The organism is bacterium, from assembly GCA_020444065.1.
Classification (GTDB): domain Bacteria; phylum Sumerlaeota; class Sumerlaeia; order SLMS01; family JAHLLQ01; genus JAHLLQ01.
On sequence record JAHLLQ010000002.1, the window covers coordinates 451094 to 468106 of the forward strand.

The following is a 17013-nucleotide window of genomic DNA, read 5'->3' on the forward strand; positions in this document are numbered from 1 at the left end:
GCGTGTTTCTCTTGGCGAGCCCACAACGAAGCATGGGCCTCCCTCCTATCCTCAGCCCTGCTCTTCCAGTCGGGCGAGAAGTTTCTCGGCAACGATCGATGGATCATCCGAAACCAGCCCGGGATCAAGCGCGTGCGTCAAAGCCTCGAGCAAATCGGCATAGGGCTTTTCGTGCTGATTGCGGAAGATGTGATGGACTCCCCTCTCGAACGCGAGCGACTCTGCGCCCTCACGGGAGAGCTTGCGAAGAAGCGCGGGCCAGGCATCCTTGCCAAAGCGCACCAGCGCATCCGCCGCGACCCATTGCACGTCGGCATCGTCGTCTTCCAGCGCCTCAACGAGCGCGGGGATCGCATCGGCATCGCCGATTGAACCGAGGGCCTTCGCCGCTTCCCAACGCAGGCGATCGGAGTGCGAGTTCTCCAGGCCATTGACCAGGCACGGAACGGCCGCACTGCCAAGCGCGATCAGTGCATACCGCGCATGTTCGCGCTTCAGGCCATCCTTTTGCCCGAGTTGTTCCATCAGTCCTTCCAAGTTCGTTTGCGTGTTGATGTGCGTTTTCATGGCGCACCTCCTGGGGGATTTTTTGTGTGCGTGTAGAAGTTACTTGGCCGCGTGCCATTGTCCTTCGGCGTGCGCCGCTCTCCGAGTCGTTTTCCTCGGCTCGGTGCTGGCCTGTTTTGGTGAGTGTTCAAGAAGACGATAGGCGAGGAGCTTGATTCGATCCGAAACCAGGAACCATGCGATCGCATATCCCCAGACGAACAGCGCCCAGCCCCAGCCCAGCGGCGTCATGAACAAGCCGTACACAGCGATCAGTGTGGCCAAGATCTGCGTGCCGAGGACGGCTGTCAGAAGGATCTTCGCCGGACGGATCGACCAGAACGGCCCGCGCGTTCGTGTCAGGAAGATCGTCAAGTGCCCCGCCACAGACAGCATCAGGTACATTAGAGTTTGGATCTGCGCGCGATCCATGTGGGCGTATCGTTCACCGATGAAGAACAATCCGAACGCGGCGATTGGACCAATGATGCCAAGCACCGTTGCGATGCTGAGCACCATGCGCATATCCCACGCTTCAGGCCGGTTCTTGTAATGCACGTTGTCGTACGCGATAGAGAGAATCGCCCCATCGTTCAGCAGCGCCAGCATCACAATCATGACCGCCGTTAGTGGATAGAATCCGAAAATCAGAATCGCGGCAGTCATGAAGAGCAGAACGCGTAGCGTCTCCGCGATGCGATAGGTGGCATAGCTTGTCATGCGCTGGAAGATACGACGGCTTTCTTTTACGGCATCGACGATCACGGACAGCCCTGGCGTCGTGAGTACGATCGACGCGGCGGCGCGCGCGGCATCCGTTGCATCCGCCACGGCAATGCCACAGTCGGCCTTCTTCAGCGCCGGTGCGTCGTTCACGCCATCGCCGGTCATGCCGACGATGTGATCGCGCTGCTGCAGGACATCAACGATGTGGAATTTGTGCTCGGGAAAGACCTGAGCAAAGCCATCGGAGTCCTCGATGGACCTGGCTGTCTCGGCGGTTTCCTTCTGCTTCGCATCGCCCAGTCCGCTGGCATCGAATATCCTCGTCCCCATATTCAGTTTCCGCGCGGTCTCCTGCGCGATGGCGAGCGCATCGCCCGTTACCATTTTCAGTTTCACGCCCATCTTGCGCGCCGTTGCAATTGTCTCTGCGGCGTCCTCACGCGGCGGATCGAACAGTGGCAACACCCCCTGGAATTCCCAGCCGCCATTGGCCTCTGACCGGGCCACGCCCAACGAGCGATAGCCACGCGAGGCGAATTCATTCACGGCGGACTCCACGCTCGGCTTCACTTCTTCGGCATTGTCTGAAAGACCTAGAATCACCTGCGGAGCGCCCTTCGTGACCTTGAAGGTCTTGCCATCCAGCGATTGGAGAACGGCCTCGGTGCGCTTATGCACAGGGTCGAAAGGTGAGAAATGCAGCACCTTGTATTCCTTCAGCGAACTCTTATCCTCCAATCCGCCGATGACTGCCAGATCGATCGTGTCGTTGTCTTCCGCACGCGATGCCAATGCGCCTTCAAGAATCACCTGATCCTTGGGAAGATTCTTCACGGTGAACGGATCGCCGAGTGTCAGCTTGTTCTGAGTCAGCGTTCCCGTCTTGTCTGCGCAGAGGATATCCACGCCTGCGAGTTCCTCGATCGCAACGAGTTTGCTGACGATTGCTTTCTTGCGCGCAAGCAGCCGCGCGCCGACTGCCATCGTCACGGACAGAACCGTCGGCATCGCCACGGGAATGGCCGCGACCGTCAGGACGAGTGCAAACTGCACGGTTTCCAAAAGCGGATCGCCGCGATACAAAGCAACCGCAATGATCAAGGCAACCAGCACAACCGCCAGCGCGATCAGGTAGTTCCCGATTTTTAGAATGGCCTTCTGGAAGTGACTGACCGTATGCCCCTCTTGAACCAACTGCGCGGTCTTTCCGAAGTAGGTCTTCTCCCCCGTGGCATAAACGAGCGCGTCAATCTCGCCCTGCCTTATAATCGATCCAGAGTACACAGATTCGCCCGTTTTTCGCGAAGCCGGCAGCGATTCTCCAGTGAGTGCGGACTGGTCGACTTCGACGGGGTCGCCGTCCAATAGACGAGCGTCCGCAGGCACGATATCGCCCAGCCGCAGGCGGATGACGTCGCCCGGAACAAGCTCTCGGGACGGCGGCATCGTCCATTCGCCATCTCGGATCGCACGCGCCTTGATGGCCAGTTTGGCTTTCAGGGCATCGATCGCGTTGCCCGCCTGGCGTTCTTCCCAATAGGCAACAAGTGCGTTCGCCAGCAGCAGGGTGAGAATGATGAAGAAGTCCGGCCAATGCCGAACGACCGCAGACAGGATGACCGCGACTTCAATCATCCACGGGATCGGACCCCAGAAGTAACTCAGGAACTTCAGGAGCGGATTCTCTTTCTTCTCCACCAGTTCATTCGGCCCGTATTGCTCCAGGCGCTTCTTCGCTTCTTCCTGTGTCAATCCTGCAGGCGACGTGTCGAGCTTCTTCATCAACTCCTGCATGGGAAGCGACTTCATATCGTTCTGTGTTGTCGATTCATTCATCTTGGGGCTTGGCTTCATGATGTAAATTCTCCCCGTTCCATGATTTTGACCGTGAAGACCCGCCGCCGATCGATGCGGGGGCACCGATCACGCTACCAAGAGAGCGCTGATGTCAGGGGTTTGTTGTACGCGGTGCTGCGGAACACGGGCTCTTGGCGAGAGTACTTCTCGCGGATGCCAACTAGTGATGTAGCTGTTTCCATACCAGTTCTCAGACCGCGATCATCCCACTCGTCCATGCAATCATCCTGTCCATACCGGATATCCCATCAATCATTGGTGCACAGCGGGAGTGGCCATGGAAAGGATTGCTCCGCGGCGCATTAGGATCATCTTGGAGCGACGCAACATCACGAGAGGCAAGCATATGAAGCGAGTTTGTGTCTTTTGCGGATCGAGTTTCGGGGGTGACCCCGCTTACGCACAGGCTGCCCGTGATCTCGCGGTGGCACTCCTCGAACAGGATCGCGAACTGGTCTATGGAGGCGCGCGCGTCGGACTGATGGGCATTTTGGCCGACACGATTCTCGGCGGTGGGGGAAACGTGCGCGGGATTATCACCGAAGCCCTGGCGCGCAAAGTGTCACACGATGGACTGACGGAACAACTCGTCGTCCCATCCATGCACGAGCGTAAGATGGCCATGTTCGAGATGGCGGACGGGTTCATCGCCTTGCCGGGTGGGATGGGAACACTGGAGGAAATCACTGAGGTTGTCTGCTGGGCGCAACTTGGGATTAATCCGAAGCCTTGCGGGCTGCTCAATGTTGCGGGATACTACGATGCGTTTATGGAGTTCTTGGACCACTCCGTGCGGCAGGGCTTCATGAAGCAACCACATCGAGACGTACTCCTTGTCGAGCCGGAACCGCGGGCATTGCTGGCCCGGATGGCTTCGTACAAGGCCCCCAATATCGAGAAGTGGCAGTAGGTCGCACTGCCCCGTGAAACGCTGCAAGGCGATGTTGGGCTTGCCCATGGTCGTGCGCCGCCCCTGATTATTCCCGTTAACCCCAATAGAAGTACCCGGATCGATGGCGAAGCGAAAGAGACGGACCGCAAACACCCAAAACAGCGAATCGGCGTCCGCAAAGGCGCCGGAGGCGGCCAGTCCGCCTCGGCCGGAGCTTGTTGTTCTGCAGCCCATCCTTTCCGACGATCAGGACCTTTCGTCGAAGCAAGGGTGGTGGGCGCTACTGACTTTCACGGTGCTCGGCTTCATTACCCGGTTTGCTTTCCTGGGTCGCAAGGACCTCTGGTTCGACGAAGTACGCTCAGTCATCGATGCCCAATGGAAGCGCATGGATACGCAGTTCCATTTGCTCTTCTACGACATCCTGGCGCCCTTTCTCCACTTCTCTTCCGATCTGACGGTTGCGGCTCGACTCTATCCGGCTCTGGTCGGCGCGTTGTCGATTCCACTTGTCTATCTGGTTGGAAGGCGAATCATCGGACGTCTCGGCGGTGTGCTTGCTGCCACGGTGATGTTGGTCCAACCCTTCCAGCTCTTCTACTCACAAGAGTCGCGCTTCTACGCGCCGATGATCTTCTTTCAACTGATCGCCTTCCTTGCCATAGTCGAGTTCGCTGCGCGTCGCGATTGGCGACGATTCCTGTTCTTGCCTATCATTCCCCTCGCAATGTGGGCGAATTATCAGCACCAACCCACGACCCTCCCATTCACCTTCTGGATGGTGATTTGGTTTGCGTTGGCGATTTGTCTGTCGGGTTGGGGATTCAGTCTCCTCAGTCGTACGGTTCCTCCTCTTCGGCGCCTTCCATTTCCGCGTATCCTGCTTCTCGTTTTAGGTGTGGTTGTCGTAGGGATTGCGTTTGCTGCTGCCGGTCCCTGGCGGACGCGCGCCATCAACGCGCTCTTCAAGTCCGCCTGGGGAGAGACTCCCCTCGTGGACTTCAGATGGAGTTTCTTCGCCCGGCATCTTAACGCTTTCGGTTGGGATATTGATCGCTGGGCTGGGACCTCCCTATCCGGAATCGTATCGCTTGTCTTGCTGTTCGCTGGCGTCGGTTGGATGACGCGCTATCGCCCGTGGGCGGCAGCTCTTCTCCTGGGTGGAATCGTTGCCACTTTCGTTGCCATCTTCGCCTACACCGCAAAGCCCTACGACTTGAAATATAGCTGCGCGATGGAACCCGCATTTGTATTGCTCGTTGCAGCCGGTCTGGCGTTTCCAATCAGTGCGATTCGCGCCAGAATGGCCGAAGCACGCCGGATCTGGATTCCCGCGGTCGCGCTCTTCCTGGTCTTTGCCGGCGCCCTTCCGGGACTTTCTTCGTACTACCGTCAGTACAAGCAGCCTCTTCGCGCTCAGCTTCGATGGGTGAATGAAAACGTCGACCAATCGGCCTACGTCTATATCTTTGGTCACATGGCGTACCTGGGTAGCATCTACGACGACGTGCTCGACGAGCGCCACACGTTGGTCTGGATGCCATACTCGGGGAAGACTGACGGATTGTTGGAAATCGAAGTCATGGAGGCGCGCGCGGCCACCGGATCTCCCACGTTCCTTGCAACAAGCTGGCCGCATGATATTCCCAAGGAGTTGCGCCGTTTCCTGGATGAAGACACCAAGCAGGTTCTCCGTCTGCCGAGCGTTCTGGGAAAAGAGTTCGATGGACGGCTCTTCCAAATTCCAGCCGCCGATGAATCCGATCTGGAACGAGACGGCAACGAGATCGTCCGCTGGAGCATGGAGTTCCGTCCGAAGTCTCGAAAGGGACCCGGAGAAGACAACGCTCGTAGTCTCCTCTTCGACAATGCGTCGACCGTCCGCTATGCATTCCGGACGCAAGCCGATACCACCTATGATGTTGAAATCGACGTCAATGTGACGAATACCGACCGTCAGATTCCACACTTCCTCGGATTCTATCCGGATGGAACCGAACCAATCTTCCTGATGGTGCCGCCCGACAAGAAGGGGACGCAGACGCTGCACGCTCGCTTCACGCCGACGATCGATGGGAAGTATGCGGAACTCTCCTACCTTTCGGATATCGTCGAGGCGGGGGAGAAGCTGAACGCAGGCCTTCTCATTCGACGGATCGCTCTAACGCCCAATCCAACGACAGAGCCCGACACCTCCAACATCGTAGCGATGCCTCCAATCGAGAACATGGCCCTCACGAACGGCGGCACTCCACTTCCCGGATGGCAGGCGCTGCCGAGTGGCTTTGTCGACTTCGCGCTCAACCCTGATGATCCGCCCAACACCGCACGCATTCACATCCTGAAAGATATCGAGGGCACGCCGATGGTGGTCAGTCCTCCGACTCCCCTTTCTGGTCAATCGCTCGTCTATGCAAACGTGGAACTGAAGTCCGACCAGGCGTTTGCGGTCGGGGGAAATGCGACGCTTCTCTTCCTTGATGCGAACGGACAGGTTGCCGGCCAGGCCTACATGTCGAGGCGGAGCTATGACGTCCGGATCGAGTGGGAACCGGCGACGGCGAACCTGACAAAGGACCGCTGGTTGCGGTTCCGTGCCCTTCGTGCCACACCGCCCAGAGCAGCTTCGGTTTGCGTCGCTTTGCCGTTTTGGAAGATCCCCGGGAAGCACTATCCGGAGGCCCACAACGAGCTTCTTATCCGAAACGTGCGCCTCAGCATTGCGCCACTTCGTCAATAAACGGCTCTCCGAGAGCCCAATGTCGGTCACAATCTGTCACACCGTCCAGACCGCGCTCCACAAGTGGTTATCTGGGGACGGAGAGAGCGATTTCCCCTGAATCGAGTCCGTATTGCCATCTGCATTGAACCAGAAGTGCAGTAGCGCCAAACATCCATTTTGTTGGGCAGGCGTTAAAGATTGCTTGCATCTCTGTACCCCCTTTAGACTAAGCTCCTAGATACGAGAGCGAATTCAAGTACTGCCCGAATGGGGTTGATGCTCCATAAAGGCTGTCTTGTGCTACCACGAGCCTGACGGATTCTTTCTCCGGAAGGGGGATGGTGGAGACGGCAAAGCAGGGACGGAGTAGGCGTGGCAGGGTATTTGCGTACTTGGGATCGCTTCAGAAGTGGTGGTTGTACAGAATCTCACCTCTGGGATGAGACGAAACCGGCTTACACGTCATTGTGCATGCCTGCCCAGCAAACGTCTATCCCCCAAATCTTCCTCTGCAAGGAGAGATACGATGACATCAGGCCGTATCGAAACTACGAAAGGCATTTCCAGATTCACAGCAACGGCTCTCTTCGCCGCTGCCGCTGGCATTTTTCTCGCCCCCCAGTATTCGGACGCAGCCCCGCTGCTGACGACTACCAAGGAATCCAATGTCGATGCGGTCTCCGTCGGCAGTAGCCCCGTCAAGCCCGCCGCGACTCGCGCCGGCACCGACGCCATCGAGATCGGCACAGGCGCCAACGCGTATGGCTTCCAGTCGATCGCCATCGGCTGGCTGGCTCGCTCCTACGACAGCTACGGCGTTGCCCTGGGCTCCTCGGCCCGCGCCTACGGCCTCTCCACGGCCCTCGGTCGCAACACCCGGACGGAGAACACTGGTGCTCTCGCCGTCGGCGCAAGTGCCCGCGCCATCGGCTTCGGTTCTGTCTCACTCGGCGAAGGTGCCGAGACCGTGAACCACTCGATCGCGTTGGGTGCCTACTCCTCAGCGAACTACTTGTCCTCGATTGCGATCGGCTTCCAGATGGACACGACGGAGGACTACCAGATCCTCCTCGGTAACCACTACAACAACACCGACGTGCCGGGCACGATGGCCATCTGGGGCGATCACCTCAACGTTGGCGCGGCTTCCCCAAGTGAACGCTTCGACCTGAACGGTCGCATGAAGCTGTGGAACACCACGCACCCGACCGATCTGCCGACCAGCGGCGTCGTCTTCTACGCCGTCGATGGAATGCCCTATCTGGCGACCCCGACGGGGTCTGTCACGCGCTCTTCCTATGATTTCGATCCGGCGCAGGTCGATCCGAAGGCCCGTTCCTCCTTCTCCGACTTGAGCGTGAAGGTCCCCATCTCGATCAACCAGTCCAATGCCTACCTCGGCAAGGGCACCGTCGTCGACCTGACCAAGGCCCTTAGCTGGGTCGAGCGCCAGATGCAGCGCGAGATGGGTCGCGAAGCCGGCAAGGTCTTCTATGATTACGATCTGCCGAACGCCTCGCACCGCAGCGCCGCGGACTTCCAGGTCAACGCGATGGCCGACGCCGTTATGGCCGACCTGGATGCGAATCCCTGGACCGAAGTCGAGATGGTTGGCAATCGCATCCCCGACAACGCTTGGGAAAGAGCGGAAGTCACCGAGTGGGTCGAGGTCGAGAAGACAGTCACCGACTACAAGGTCAACTGGGAAACCAACGAGGTTGTTCCCGTCCAGCGCACCGTTGTTGAGCCGCAACTGGTCGGAACCGGCGAGTTCCACAAGCAGTTGAAGGACAACTACAAGCTGGAAGACGGCAAGCTGTATCGCCAGCGCACTGCTGACGACGTCGACTTCAGCCGCCTCGATGTTCCCGAGCTTCCCTCTTGGGTTGGCAAGCGCGTCGCCACCAAGTAACAAGCTACTGCAGGAAGTAACAACTGCCCGCACCGGATCGCCGGTGCGGGCAGTTTCTTTAATGCCGCTTTCGAGGGTGAGGGAACTCGTTAGTTGCCTTTTGCCAATGCTTCCTCAACTGACTTGAGCCTGTTCTCCAACTCATCCACGCGATTCCGGAGATCTGCATTCTCCTCCTCCAGCTTCGCATTCAGCCCCTGAAGGGCCGCGATCGTTATCCCGTTCGCATCGGTTGTGGAGATGGCCTTGTCCGAATCGCCGAGGCCGAACGCAGCATAGAAATCCTCCGCCACTGGCCCGACGTGCTCGCCTTCCGAACTGCCGATATAACTCCACCGAGTGACCGGAAGATCGACGATGCGCTGCAGGACATCCATCTTGTCCAGCGTGAGAAAGCCCTCTTTCAGTGCGCGACTCGAAGCGTTAGTCCACGTTCCACCGGGAGTCAGGTAAGCTCCATTTCCATTGCTGGATGTTGTGCCGACCTGGAACGCCTGGACGGTCGTGTCTCTGAAGAGCCCCATCTTGCTGTCGTCCGCCTCCAAGTAGAACACAGGGGCCTCCAATGTCTCATACGTGGACATGTTGAAGTCAAAACGGGGATCAATGCTCGATCTTCCATCAGCATAGGGATTGTTACGGTCATAATACCAGATCCAATCTGCATCCGCGGACATGGTCAGATTGTATGTCCTCCCCTCTCGAACAGGCACGGCATGATCCAGCGGCATACTGTACCAGCCGTAAGTGAAGTCGCCACTGACTTGGCCATGCCCAATCACGGTCCCAGAACTGCTGATCCAGTATTCAACCGTGGCGGGATTCGTCTGGGTCCTCCATAGCGCCCGTAATTTGACGATATTGCTTGTGCGTGGTGCTGTCCAGATTTGATAGGCTGCCTCTCCTGGCTCCATATAGTGATAATTCGTCCAATCGGGAATGTTGATCACACGTTGGCAGACTCCCGGATTCACGTACTCCAGTTCATTCGTTGGATCCGAGTCGTCATCGGCGATATCGATCCCAGTCAGTTTAGAGCCGTCTCCCTCGAATTGCGCTGCATAGACAGTCCCACCCGCTTCGATATCGTCGGCGACCCACAGATCTGCCGCGCCATCTGTCCCAAAGTCGACATCGGCCGAAGAATCGATGTATACCAGATCGACTTCACCGCCGCTACCCACTGCCAGGCTGTCCTTGAATTGACTGGCAAAACCTGTCATCCCATGAATTACGGAGAATCGGTTGGCATCCCCGGAACTCTGAACGCTGAAGAGCTGATACTCGCCCAGCGCGTCGGGATTATCCTGCGCTTGAACGACAAGACCCTGCGATGCAGGGGCACCCTTGGCGGTTTCGAAGCCATCCGTGAAGATCTGGTAGTTGCCGATGGCCAGATTTCCATAACTGACGTCTGTTGTGCCGCTGTCATTCAGTCCGCCATCCACGCCGATACGAAGTGCGCTGTTCGTCTGCCCATCAGAGTGATTGCCCGAACCCGTTGAACCGGGAATCTGAACCCGGCCGAGGTTGAGAGCTTCCAACCCACTCGCATCCGATCCGGCCGCAAGAACGGCGCTCAACGACTGCAACTCGTTCGTCGGATCGCGATCGTTGTCATCCGCAGCGGTGCCTGCTGTTGCCGCGTGTACCGCGTAGGGCACCGGCAGAATCTGAATGCGCGGAAGAACCGTCTCAAACGCATCCGTTCCACCATCCGGATCTACGTCAACTTGCATCCATCGTGGCGATCCATCGAAGACCGCGCCGAAGTCCAACGACTCGTCGACCATTCCCTCTGCCGCGAGCGTATCCTCGTGCGTGATCGGTCCTGCAACGAGACTGCCAGTCGTTGCCTCGTCGTACAGCGAGAAGCGCAGGCTGACTGTCCCGTTGATGGGCGTTCCATCGTCCTCCAGGTGTCCCTGGTAACTGAATGCCGTTCCCGGCTCAGCGATTCCTGCGACTGCCGGCAGCAGAAATGCCAATATCGCCAAATAGCAATAACGTTGCATCGAAGGCCTCCCCTCCGAAATGAAGTGAATCATCTGACAAGACATGGGGTTTACCAGAACGCTTGGCTCATGCTCAAGGAATTCCCGAATGACAGGGAGGGCGTTTGGGATGTCGCAGCCAGTTTTTCACGACTGCCGAAAGGCAAAGAAAGACTGGCCTGACGGTGTCAGACCAGTCCGAGGGAGTTCCTTTTGTCAGGGGACCGCTCTTCCGCTTTATCCGATACTGATGGTGCTGTGATCGCCGATGTTCAGGCTCAGGCCGCGGCCTTCGACTTCGGCGTTCGCGCCGATCAGCGATTCGCGCAGCATGATGTGCGTGATCTGTGCATTGTCGCCGGCGATAATGTCTTCCAGGATCGAGCGCTTCACTTTGCTGTTTCGTCCCAGCACGACGTTCGGGCCGATCACGGAATCGACAATCTCGGTGCCTTCACCGATCGAAACGGGTGAGATGATCACGCTGTCGGGATAGCGCTCTTGGTATTCCCGTTGGTTCGACTCGGACAATTCACCGAGGAGTTCACGATTCGTCTCGAACAACGTCTCCGGTTTTCCGCAGTCGAGCCAACCGTCGATGCGGAACGGGACCATCTGTTCGCCCTGTCCCAGCATCCATTCGAGCGCATCCGTCAGTTGGAATTCTTTCTTCGTGCGGATGTCGTTCTGGATGATGTGATCGAGCCCCGCGTACATCAGCGCTGGGTTGTTCATCTTGTACGCGCCCACGATTGCCAGGTTCGAAGGCGGAACCTCCGGCTTCTCGTGCATTTTGCGAATCGTGCCGTCCTCGTTCAATTCAACAACGCCAAACCGACGTGGATCTTCCACGTCCTTCACGCCGATGGCGGTTTTATTGCTGGCGAAGAGCTTCTTGAAGTCCGCTCGCAGGATTGTATCGCCAAGGATGATGAGTAAGTCCTTGTCATCCTTGTGAATTTCTTTCGTGATGCTGATCGCGTGGCCAAGTCCCAGCATTTCTTCCTGCGGAACGAAGTTCCATTCCAGGTCCGGGTAGCGCTTGCGCACGTGGGCCTCGATGCGATCGCCCATGTAGCCAACGACCAGCGTGACGCCCGTGATACCGGCATCGATCAGAGAATCCAGGATATGCTCCAGCATCGGCTTGCCGGCAACGGTCAGCAGGACTTTGGGATGTGTGTGCGTATGTGGGCGCATCCGGCTGCCGAGGCCGGCGACGGGAATGATTGCTCGCATGTATCAGGGTCCTTCCTGTTTCGTTATTTGCTCTGCGGAATGGTCGAGCAAGATGGGCGCCACCGAATTCGCTCCGGTGGCCGCTCATCATTCGACGCAATCGCTATTCCTTTGCGCGCAGCGGAAAGCCGGAGGCCAACTCCTCGACCTGCTGCCGCACCTTCTTGATCGTTCCCTCGTCCTCGACATTCTTGATCACCTCGGTGATCCATGCGCCGATTGTGCGCATTTCCGCTTCGCCCATACCGCGGCTCGTCAGCGCCGGCGTTCCGATGCGCACGCCGCTGCACTCGGTCGGCTTCCGCGTGTCGAACGGAATCATGTTCATGTTGATCGTGACGCCAGCCTTCTCGAGCGCGTCGCTCGCGGCCTTGCCCGTCACGCCACCGAGAGGCGTCAAATCGACCAGCACCAGGTGTGTGTCCGTTCCGCCGGCGACCAGGCGCATGCCGCCCTCCACCAGCGTCTCGCCCAGCACCTTGCAGTTCGCGATCACCTGCTTCGCGTACGTCTGGAAGCTCGGCTTCAGGCATTCGCCGAACGCAACGGCCTTCGCTGCCACGATGTGCATCAGCGGACCGCCCTGCAGCCCGGGGAACACGCACCGGTTGATGTCCTTGGCGAAACGTTCCTTGTCGCGTGAGATCAACAGGCCGCCGCGCGGACCGCGAAGAGTCTTGTGCGTCGTGGAACTCACGATGTCGGCGATAGGCACCGGCGACGGAATCGCCTTGCCCGCGACCAGGCCGGCGAAGTGCGCCATGTCGACCAGGAAGACCGCACCGACCTCGTCGGCGATCTCGCGGAACTTCCCGAAGTCGATCAGGCGCGGATAGGCCGACCCGCCGGTGATGATCATCTTCGGCTTGTGCTCGCGAGCCAGCGCCGCCACTTCGTCGTAATCGATCAGTTCCGTGTCCTTGCGAACGCCGTACTGGACGATGTTGTAGAGCTTGCCGGCCATGTTGACCTTGTGGCCGTGAGACAGGTGCCCGCCGTGCGCGAGCGACAGCGATAGAACCGTGTCTCCGGGCTGGCAAACGGCCAGGAAGACCGCTTGGTTCGCCGTTGTCCCGCTGTGCGGTTGGACGTTGGCGTACTCGGCGTCGAACAGTTCCTTCAGGCGCTCGCGAGCCAGGTTCTCCATGTCGTCGTACAGTTCGCAGCCGTGGTAGTACCGGCGGCCGGGATAACCTTCGGCGTACTTATTCGTGAAAACCGAGCCGGTCACTTCCAACACGGCATCGGAGGCGATATTCTCACTGGCGATCATTTCCAGGGTCGTGCGTTGGCGATTCAACTCGGCGGAAAGAGCCTTGAAGACCTGGGGATCCTGGGCATCGAGGCTGGAAGATGGTTCTCCGGTAACTGTCACTTTCGCTCATCCTCTGGGTGAATTGACCTTCCCGGGGACTATGACATTACGCCCTGCGGCGGACGCAAAGGGAAAGCCCGCCAATGACCCACACGTAAACTTTTGCTGGCGTCCGAGGGGCCCTGCTGGTTGGGTCTGATCCAGCGCAGACCGCGCAATCAGACCACCCGAAACGTTCAGGACAGCATCATGCCTCGTACACTCGTCACCGGCGGCGCCGGATTCCTGGGAAGCCACCTCTGCGATGCGCTGTTGGCCCGCGGCCACGAAGTCATCTGCATCGACAACCTGCTGACCGGTAAGATCGCCAATATCAATCACATCCGCGACGAGAAGTTTACCTTCATCAAGCAGGACGTGACGAACTACCTGTACCTGGAGGGAGAGGTCGACTACATCCTGCATTTTGCCTCACCGGCCAGTCCGATCGACTACCTGGAAGCCCCGATCCCGACGTTGAAAGTCGGTTCTTTGGGCACCCACAAGGCCCTCGGCCTGGCGAAGTCCAAGAACTCCGTCTTCCTGCTGGCCTCGACCAGCGAGGTCTACGGCGATCCGCTCGTCCACCCGCAGAAGGAAGACTACTGGGGCAATGTGAACCCGATCGGCCCGCGCGGCGTGTACGACGAGGCCAAGCGCTTCGCCGAGGCACTGACGATGGCGTACCAGCGATTCCACGGCATGGAGACGCGCATCGTCCGCATCTTCAACACCTACGGCCCGCGCATGCGTTTGCACGACGGCCGTGTCGTGCCGACGTTCATCCGCCAGGCGCTGCTGAATGAGCCCATCACCGTCTTTGGCGACGGCAAGCAGACGCGCAGCTTCTGCTTCGTCTCCGACCTGGTGGATGGCATTCTGCGGCTGCTGCTCTCCGACGAGAAGGAACCCGTCAACATCGGCAATCCGCACGAGATGACGATCAACGAGTTTGCAAAGAGTATCATCCGGATCTCCGGCTCGAAGTCCGAAATCATCAACGAGCCGCTGCCCGAGGACGATCCGAAGATTCGCCAGCCGGACATCGCCAAGGCCCAACGCATCCTCGATTGGGAGCCAAAGGTGCCCTTCGAGGAAGGCATGGCCAAGACGGTCGAATTCTTCCGCAAGCGCCTGGAAGAGCACCCCGAGTTGGCCACCCGCGAAGGCGAGTTGTAATCCAGACAACAGACTCAAAGAAGAAGCCCCCCGCCGATCGGCGGGGGGCTTCTGCATTCATAACAACCAGCATCAGGCGGGGGCCGCCGAGTCCGGATGCGGCGCGCCGAGGAGGCGCTTCAGGAAGGGGAAGAGAGTGCGGAAAACGCTTCGCGTGATTCTCCAGCAGGTCTTCAGGATGAAGTACGCCGCGATCATCATCAGCGCCACAATGAACAGCGACAGGACCGGATTGGCTGCGATCAGCGCCACAGTTCCGACCACCAGGGCATCCTCGCCGACGCTGATGATCGGGCTGAGAATCGGCGAAGTCCCCGTCGAATGGGCCGCCACGCGCGTTGTGGCCTTCGTCGTGTGGGCCGTTGCCGCCAGCGTACCGCCGACCATACCGGCGATTACCTGGAGCTCCATGGGCACATCCCCGAGCGCCATGGCGGCGATCACAACGCCCGCCGGTACCCTCAGGAACGTGTGGACGGTATCCCAGGCGGAGTCGACAGCCGGGACTTTATCTGCAACAAATTCAATGCAATACATGACGCCTGCGACGCCGATGACCCACGTGTGCTCCAGCACCATCAGGTCCGGCGGCAGGTCGAAACCCGTGTATCGGCTCATCAACCCGAGGACACAGACAGTGGCGTACAGATTGATACCCGCACACCAACTGGCTCCCAGGGCCAGGGCCAAAGTTCCAAAGACTTCCATCGTCGGGGGGCTCCTTTCCCAGCTTTCTATTCCTTTATACGGCTTGCTTCTCGTTCTATTCAACTCGATTTCACAGGAAAAAGTTTGATCCGGCGATTGCGGCGGTTCCGATGGGAGATCGTGGATACAAGTGTCGATTGCCGCTCGATCATTGGGAGGTGGAGATTATTCGTGCCGAACCAATGCGCGGCAGGAGGAACGATTGCTGATCCAGATCATCTTCGAATCAATCGGCGCCAGAGAGCATACTGATCGTCCTGGACTTGAGCGACCGAGAAGCTCCGCGCGACTACGAACTGATCGTCGACGATCAGGACGAGATGCTTGGGGCCTTCGCGTTCATCCCCACAATTCGAGATCGTTGTGCTCAGCACGGGCTCAACAGCCTCTGCGAATGTCTCCAGTAGTTCGAGGGGGCCAGTTGCAACGACACCAGCTGGCTTTCTCAAGTTGCATTTCTCATTGATGAAGGATGGCATGTTCAGCAGGAACCGAGGATCGAGGAAGTCCTGCTGGGCCTTGTGCAAACGACCCCAAACCGCGAATGGATCCTCGGGAGGCGACACATAGTTCAGCTGAGCTCGACGACTGCAATAGGCCTCCAGGAGCGGATGATCCTCGTAGATCGCCAGGGACTCAACATATTCGGAGGAGACGCACATGCTGCATGCGAGTACTTCGTCACACCCCAACTCCAAGTACCGGCGAACTTGGGTCTCAGGGCTCTCCTTGGCCGAGAAAAGCAGAGTCAACGAGCCGGCTCTCTCACGGATTATGGCATCAATATACCCGTCAAGATCCTCGTAGTACCATTCGCATAGCTCTTCGATCGTCACTTTGCACTCCTCCTTGCCACTTCAGGCCTCACTCCCGCGCCACGTAGATCAGCAGTACCAGTACCGCCAGCATGACGGCCCAGAGCGTGGCGGCCCAGCGGGTCATGCGTTTCGCCCGCTCCGATTCCCACCAGTGCCGCGGACGAACGCCTTGCCACAGGAATGTCGCCACGCCAGCCAGGTTGATGCAGACCACGTTGATCGTCGTCAGAAGCAGCGCGCCCATCGCGCCCTGCCAGTTGCCCGCGCCGGCCAGCAGCCCCGTCGTGGCCAGCGGCGGCAGCAGCGCGACGGCCACCATGACGCCGACAAGCGCCGAGGACAGCCCAGTCGTGAAGGCGAGTGCTCCAACGCTGCCTGCGGCGAGCGCGAGAACCACGTCGCTCAACCCGACGTAGGTGCGGCTGTCGATTTCGCGCAGGGAGGCATCGAAGGGCAGCACAGCGCCCACAATCGCGGCCATCGCCAACGCTATCGCAAAGCCGATCGCGTTCACGCGCAGCGAGTTTCTCACCAGCTTTGTGTCCCCCAGCGTCGTTCCCAGCGCCAACGTCATATTCGGCCCCAGCAGGGGAGCGATCACCATCGCGCCGATGATGACAGCCACATTGTCGCGCACCAGCCCGATCGTCGCCAGAATCGTCGAGAGCAGGACCGTGACAAAGAAGATTCGATTCGCGACTGCGCTCTCGGAGAGCTTCTGAACCAGTTCCGCAACCGCAATGCGATGGGGGTCCCGGGGCGGTTCCTCTTTCGACTCCTCCGCGTCTTCATGCGGCTCCGGTTTCTCGACCACGGGCGGGGGGAGCGTCGCCTCGACTTCGAAGATCACGAGCCGGAAATTCGGTGTATGGCCGTACCGCGTCTCCAGCTCATTGAGCACAGACTCGGAGCTTTCGCTGCGCACGAGCACGCGGAGGAGACTCAGATCGTTGTCCAGCGGTTCGCGCCAGATGCCGATGATCGGCAGCTCCTCCTCGAGCCGCGTCACCTCCTCCCGACCATCCGTGGCCGGGGTCACCAATTCCACCATGCGCAGACTCATTGG

General features: G+C 58.9%; 12 protein-coding genes. 4 read left to right on the top strand and 8 right to left on the bottom strand.

Translation table 11 applies throughout. The features are described 5' to 3' along the window. Positions 1 to 51: 51 nt before the first annotated feature. Complete coding sequence (locus KQI84_06315) at positions 52 to 567, bottom strand: HEAT repeat domain-containing protein (GenBank protein ID MCB2154481.1); 516 nt, start codon at positions 565 to 567, stop codon at positions 52 to 54. Between the two features lie 39 nt (positions 568 to 606). Further along, entirely contained in the window at positions 607 to 3126 is a 2520-nt protein-coding gene (locus KQI84_06320; GenBank protein MCB2154482.1) for a plasma-membrane proton-efflux P-type ATPase, read from the bottom strand. A 349-nt stretch (positions 3127 to 3475) separates the two neighbouring features. On the opposite strand from KQI84_06320, the gene KQI84_06325 reads away from it, so the two are divergent. From KQI84_06325 to KQI84_06335, 3 genes are all read left to right on the top strand, one after another. Further along, positions 3476 to 4039 carry a TIGR00730 family Rossman fold protein gene (locus KQI84_06325; protein ID MCB2154483.1) on the top strand — a complete coding sequence of 188 codons (564 nt, stop codon included), beginning with the start codon at positions 3476 to 3478 and terminating at the stop codon, positions 4037 to 4039. A 103-nt stretch (positions 4040 to 4142) separates the two neighbouring features. Further along, positions 4143 to 6761, top strand: a complete 2619-nt coding sequence (locus KQI84_06330; protein ID MCB2154484.1) for a glycosyltransferase family 39 protein — start codon at positions 4143 to 4145, stop codon at positions 6759 to 6761. A 508-nt stretch (positions 6762 to 7269) separates the two neighbouring features. Beyond that, on the top strand, positions 7270 to 8655 hold the full coding sequence (locus KQI84_06335) for a hypothetical protein (protein ID MCB2154485.1): 1386 nt from the start codon (positions 7270 to 7272) through the stop codon (positions 8653 to 8655). 89 nt (positions 8656 to 8744) lie between these two features. Here the strand turns inward: KQI84_06335 and KQI84_06340 are convergent, their stop codons facing one another. The 3 genes from KQI84_06340 to KQI84_06350 form a co-directional block, all read right to left on the bottom strand. Beyond that, positions 8745 to 10670: a tail fiber domain-containing protein gene (locus KQI84_06340; protein ID MCB2154486.1), complete on the bottom strand. Its 1926-nt coding sequence runs from the start codon at positions 10668 to 10670 to the stop codon at positions 8745 to 8747. A 216-nt stretch (positions 10671 to 10886) separates the two neighbouring features. After that, entirely contained in the window at positions 10887 to 11888 is a 1002-nt protein-coding gene (locus tag KQI84_06345) for an NTP transferase domain-containing protein (protein MCB2154487.1), read from the bottom strand. Between the two features lie 103 nt (positions 11889 to 11991). Beyond that, positions 11992 to 13263 carry a serine hydroxymethyltransferase gene (locus KQI84_06350; protein MCB2154488.1) on the bottom strand — a complete coding sequence of 424 codons (1272 nt, stop codon included), beginning with the start codon at positions 13261 to 13263 and terminating at the stop codon, positions 11992 to 11994. A gap of 189 nt (positions 13264 to 13452) precedes the next feature. Between KQI84_06350 and KQI84_06355 the strand changes: the two genes are divergently transcribed. Continuing rightward, the gene (locus KQI84_06355) at positions 13453 to 14421 is read left to right on the top strand and encodes an SDR family oxidoreductase (GenBank protein ID MCB2154489.1); all 969 of its coding nucleotides are present in this window, start codon (positions 13453 to 13455) and stop codon (positions 14419 to 14421) included. Between the two features lie 72 nt (positions 14422 to 14493). Here the strand turns inward: KQI84_06355 and KQI84_06360 are convergent, their stop codons facing one another. The 3 genes from KQI84_06360 to KQI84_06370 all read right to left on the bottom strand — a co-directional run bounded on the left by KQI84_06360 (position 14494) and on the right by KQI84_06370 (position 17010). Further along, the gene (locus KQI84_06360) at positions 14494 to 15129 is read right to left on the bottom strand and encodes a DUF4126 domain-containing protein (GenBank protein ID MCB2154490.1); all 636 of its coding nucleotides are present in this window, start codon (positions 15127 to 15129) and stop codon (positions 14494 to 14496) included. Between the two features lie 215 nt (positions 15130 to 15344). Continuing rightward, positions 15345 to 15965, bottom strand: a complete 621-nt coding sequence (locus tag KQI84_06365; protein ID MCB2154491.1) for a hypothetical protein — start codon at positions 15963 to 15965, stop codon at positions 15345 to 15347. Positions 15966 to 15993: 28 nt separating this feature from the next. After that, a complete protein-coding gene (locus tag KQI84_06370; protein ID MCB2154492.1) occupies positions 15994 to 17010 on the bottom strand; it encodes a TIGR00341 family protein in 1017 nt (338 codons plus the stop codon). Positions 17011 to 17013 lie beyond the last annotated feature (3 nt).